General features: G+C 64.8%; 1 protein-coding gene and 2 pseudogenes. All 3 read left to right on the forward strand.

Annotation, left to right across the window (positions count from 1 at the left end):
• Positions 1-350: pseudogene (locus AHiyo1_RS14340) on the forward strand (hypothetical protein); the annotation flags it as partial.
• A gap of 36 nt (positions 351-386) precedes the next feature.
• Positions 387-760 (forward strand): annotated as a pseudogene (locus AHiyo1_RS14345) (hypothetical protein).
• A 17-nt stretch (positions 761-777) separates the two neighbouring features.
• The gene (locus tag AHiyo1_RS14350; protein WP_059389023.1) at positions 778-1218 is read left to right on the forward strand and encodes a hypothetical protein; all 441 of its coding nucleotides are present in this window, start codon (positions 778-780) and stop codon (positions 1216-1218) included.
• The last annotated feature ends 46 nt before the right edge of the window (positions 1219-1264 follow it).

Below are 1264 nucleotides of genomic sequence, written 5' to 3' on the forward strand. Positions count from 1 at the left end.
GCCTGCACCCCGACACCCGGCCGGCCCATGCACCCCGTGAACACCCCAGCCTGGCGGAACAGCAATTACAGGAAGAGCTCCGGGACATCATGGCCGCCTACGCCATCCTCGGCAACCCGGAAAAGCGGGCCGCCTACGACCGGGAGCACCCGCGTCCAGCCGCGAACGCCAAGCCGCAGCGGCCCGACGCCGCCTCCGTGCGTATCCCAGGGCAGTTGCTTCCCGCCGCGTCGCTGCTGATCGGACCGGTCATCTGGGAGCCGCCCTCCGGACGGTACCCGGGAATGCCGGCCCGGGAACCGTCATATCCGCCAACCGGCTACACGCTGATCCGATGGATCCGACGTTGAGAGAGCCGGAAATCCACGCAATCCCAAGGAGCTTCCATGAGTGCCTGGCGACCCTACGACAACCAGTTGATGCCCGCCTTCTACGAACGCTTCGAAAAGCGGTGGGGCAAAGGAACAGCGCCGTTCCTGGACCCGGAAACCCACGAACAACCCATGCCACGGGCCCAATGGATCAACCCGGACACCGGTGCCGCGGTCGCGGTCGTCCCCATCTGGACCGAGGATCCCCAGCACCGTTCCTTCGGGGTCTTCTACCTCCCCCCGTCCGGTGACATCTGGGTCCTGCGGCCCGGCTACACGAACTACCTCGAAACCGACCCCAAAAACCCCGGGCAAGTCACCCTCCGCAACGACGCTTCAGAAAAGCCGTCGCCCACGCCAAGGAATTCATCTACGGAATCCAACCCTAAATTCCCAGGAGCACAGAATGACCCCTTCACAGATCAGCCAGTTCCTTCGGGACTGCATTGTTAACGACGCGAGCGATTCAGGGATCAACGCCGACGCGTTCTATGGGCTTTACGTCAGCTGGTGTTCCTTGAACCGGAGAGTCCCCGTGCCCGACCAGGCTTTCCGCACCGCACTCCGCCTCGCGGGCCTTCGCCCGGAAAAGACCGGAAAGCTGGACGTTCCCGAGCCTGCGCATGACCGGACCAGCAGCAACCGACTACATCCTCAACAGCAGCGCCCAAACCCCGGCGGACCCAACGTAGAGCGGGCGGTCACCGTCCGGCCGGACGCCATGACGCGGCCGGGCACTGTTTCCAGCTGGCGTCCGGCGCCCACACCGCTCCACGTCTTCAAAAGGATCTGTGCCCTGCTGCTTCCCGGCAAACGGCCCAAGGATGATGGACCGGGGTCAAGGTAACGCGCCAATGCCTGGTCACCCTGCGCCGGGCACTGGCGCAGCGAAA

The sequence above is a fragment of the Arthrobacter sp. Hiyo1 genome, assembly GCF_001263615.2.
Classification (GTDB): Bacteria; Actinomycetota; Actinomycetes; order Actinomycetales; family Micrococcaceae; genus Arthrobacter.

Coding starts and splice junctions, on each gene's coding strand:
- AHiyo1_RS14350 (WP_059389023.1), top strand. CDS start 778: ATGACCCCTTCACAGATCAGCCAGTTCCTTCGGGACTGCATTGTTAAC.